Annotated in this window: 4 protein-coding genes; 2 read left to right on the top strand and 2 right to left on the bottom strand. The window is 42.3% G+C overall.

Annotated features, from left to right (window positions below; genetic code table 11):
* Window positions 1-31: 31 nt before the first annotated feature.
* A complete protein-coding gene (locus HRU42_RS20835; RefSeq protein WP_295033981.1) occupies window positions 32-949 on the top strand; it encodes a DMT family transporter in 918 nt (305 codons plus the stop codon).
* Between the two features lie 103 nt (window positions 950-1,052).
* Here the strand turns inward: HRU42_RS20835 and HRU42_RS20830 are convergent, their stop codons facing one another.
* The gene (locus HRU42_RS20830) at window positions 1,053-1,721 is read right to left on the bottom strand and encodes a hypothetical protein (RefSeq protein ID WP_295033980.1); all 669 of its coding nucleotides are present in this window, start codon (window positions 1,719-1,721) and stop codon (window positions 1,053-1,055) included.
* Between the two features lie 262 nt (window positions 1,722-1,983).
* Between HRU42_RS20830 and HRU42_RS20825 the strand changes: the two genes are divergently transcribed.
* Complete coding sequence (locus HRU42_RS20825) at window positions 1,984-2,214, top strand: hypothetical protein (protein WP_295033978.1); 231 nt, start codon at window positions 1,984-1,986, stop codon at window positions 2,212-2,214.
* 263 nt (window positions 2,215-2,477) lie between these two features.
* On the opposite strand, the gene HRU42_RS20820 is transcribed toward HRU42_RS20825, so the two are convergent.
* The gene (locus HRU42_RS20820) at window positions 2,478-2,894 is read right to left on the bottom strand and encodes a GNAT family N-acetyltransferase (RefSeq protein ID WP_295033976.1); all 417 of its coding nucleotides are present in this window, start codon (window positions 2,892-2,894) and stop codon (window positions 2,478-2,480) included.
* Between the last annotated feature and the right edge of the window lie 84 nt (window positions 2,895-2,978).

Here is a 2,978-nt window from a genome sequence, read left to right as displayed (position 1 = left end):
GTTGTCTCTGCTGTAGTTAAGAGTAAAATCATTGAAACAATCAAATCAGGCCTATCTGTATGGCATTGGTGCCATCTGCCTTTGGTCAACGGTCGCCACCGCTTTTAAGTTGGCACTCGCCCATTTCAGTCCACTTCAATTAGTGTTTGTCGCTACCATCACCTCTATCTTTGCTCTGGGCATTATTTTGCTGTTCCAAGGAAAGCTACACCTAATAAAAGCGCAATTTAAGGCCAAGCCGCTATTTTACCTACAGACAGGTTTACTTAATCCCTTCCTTTATTACCTAGTGCTTTTCAAAGCCTATGATCTGCTACCGGCTCAACAGGCGCTGTCCCTTAACTACACTTGGGCCATCTTGCTGCCACTCTTGTCGGTGCCACTTCTTTCCCAAAAACTAAGAAAAAGTGATATGACCGCGGCCATCCTTGCCTACTTCGGGGTCTTCGTTATCGCTACCCAAGGAAATCTCACCAATTTTTCCTTCGACAGTGGCACAGGTGTCATCTTCGCACTGACCAGTACAATACTTTGGTCTCTATATTGGATAGTCAACACCAAGGACAAGGGAGATCCGGTCGTGAGTCTGCTACTCAGCTTTCTGGTAGGCTTCCCGTTTATTTTGGTCACACTATTATGGACTCAGGAACTACCCAGCTGGGACCCACAAGCGTTCGCCGCGGGGATATATGTCGGCCTGTTCGAGATGGGGGTCACCTTCGTACTCTGGTTAGTGGCGCTTAAAAAAGCACAAAGAACGGCAAGTATCAGCACCCTAGTCTTCATATCCCCCGTCATGTCTATCGGTTTTATCGCCTGGATTTTGCAAGAACAGATAGTCAGATCAACCTATATAGGCCTGGCCTTGATCTTAACGGCATTGGCATTGCAACAACTGCTGCCCCACCTGAATAAGCTAAAAAGAAAAGACAACAGAAAATCGGCCTAAAACCTAGATTCAGATAGAATAAAGCCCACTAAAAAGTGGGCTTTAACTTGTTAATTAACGCTATTTAGCTCTATCTTCAATCAAAGCCAAAACTCACTTATAATCAATATTTGTGGTGTACATCTATCTGACCCACTCCCACATTCACATTCAGTTGACCAAAACCAGTATGATCTTCATGGTGATAAGTCTGTCTTACAAAGTGTCGACTAACCTCTACTTGGCGTCCCTGCAAGTCAACCGAGACTTCCCCAACACCAGACTCTAATGACACTGAGCGATATAAAATTTCATGCCTGATTTCTGCATGGCCAACACCTAAGTCGATATCTATGCTGTTTTCCATATTTAATACTTCAACTTGACCAACACCGACATTCAGGTTTACCTCAGCTTGACGAGGAAGGTAAACCAGCCACTCCTGCTTAATATCATCTTGCTCGGTTAACTTAAGTTCAATCTCTTTAGACGCCTCAATGACATCCAGTTCAACGTCGTCTATATCCTGGCCACTCCATAGGGAGAACCAGCTACTCTCGCTAGGAGTGATTATCACTTCGACACGGATCTCTTGCTCATCGGTGGCAATAAACTTAACCGAACCTATATCCATATTCAGCAGTACTTTTTGACCATCATAGGCATAAGTCTGAGCCAGTGATTTGGCACTATCGGCCGACGCTGAGGTCACAGCTATAGAAGAAAACGCTGCTGAAACAACCATGATACTGCTCAAAGTTGCTGTTAGAAGTTTTTTTATTAGCTTATTCATATTCGCCATCCTGATAGTGAAATCCCTTGAGGTATACATAGACAAAGCAAAACCTAAGCCAATATTTCATTATCAACATTTTCAACTAGTTAGATAGGTAAAAATAACAAAGAGTCTTCTTACTTGCCTAAACCTAGTCAATATCACTAAGGCTTGGTGTATTTATCGATGAAGGATTCTGCGATACAAGTAACACCTAGCCACTATACTTATACCGATGGGAATTGGATCAAGTATATAGCTTGGTTTATTAGGGGGCTTCATGCATGTACAACTGCTAGTGACACATACAGACTTTTGTATTCATAATCTGCAGCGTGAATTAGATAATGTCGGCATCCAATACCAGATAGATTATATCGAGGACAATCTTCAGCAGGTGAATGCCTATCATATAAGACACTCGCCTAATATTTTCATCGACGGTAAGTTAGTTTTCAGGTACCAACCAACACCATCTGAGCTGAAAACACTATTAGCGATGGAAAACTGATATCTTGCGCTATCAGTTTATTAGGAACTAATTTAGATTTAATCAAATATCGCCATCGGTAACGATAATTATGGCCCCAATGGTGCGCCTATTTTGATGGATGCCCCCCTAGAGAGTCCAAAAAATCATTTATTATGTACTGGGTATTGAATGAATAAATTGATGGCATCGATGGCCGAGCGAATTAAAAATATTGCTGCGGACACCAATATTTTAATATCGGCTGCTTAGATGTGGGCCGTGATTAACCACCTCCCCCCCATTCACTGATAATTTTTCAGCAAAAAATACCGTTCAGGGCTTCCAGGAAATGCGGGGACGGTACCCACAATCTCAAAGCCAAGCTTTTGATAGAAAACAGGGGCTTGATAAGACAAAGTATCTAGCTGGGCAACAAGGCAGCCCCGTTGCTTTGCCTCAACTTCTGCGAGTTCCATTAATCTGCGCCCAAGTCCTGTTCCTCGAGTTTGCTTATCTACCCAGACAACGCCAATTAAGAAGTTTTTATAAATGGTCTGCCCCGAGACACCACCAATGAGTTGGTTATTTTCATCACGAGCAACCACAGATAATGGCAGCGTATTTTCCGGCCCCATATGTTCATATTTATGTTCTCGAACACCGGCAACGAGCTCATCAAAAACATCAGTATCTTCTTCATTAATCACTTCGATTTTCATAATATGGCCTCCAAGCCAAGGTCAAATCTAGACAGGATTCTATTAACTTGTTGAAAAAATGTAAATAATTAAAAAGATTATCGA

The sequence above is a fragment of the Shewanella sp. genome (genome assembly GCF_013214165.1).
Lineage (GTDB): Bacteria > Pseudomonadota > Gammaproteobacteria > Enterobacterales > Shewanellaceae > Shewanella.
Note: the sequence above shows the minus strand (reverse complement) of the source record. Positions and strands in the feature narration are given on the sequence as shown.

What these genes read in the sequence shown, in the direction of transcription:
- HRU42_RS20825 (WP_295033978.1), top strand. Translation starts at nt 1,984, where the DNA reads ATGCATGTACAACTGCTAGTGACACATACAGACTTTTGTATTCATAAT.
- HRU42_RS20830 (WP_295033980.1), bottom strand. Translation starts at nt 1,721, where the DNA reads ATGAATAAGCTAATAAAAAAACTTCTAACAGCAACTTTGAGCAGTATC.
- HRU42_RS20820 (WP_295033976.1), bottom strand. Translation starts at nt 2,894, where the DNA reads ATGAAAATCGAAGTGATTAATGAAGAAGATACTGATGTTTTTGATGAG.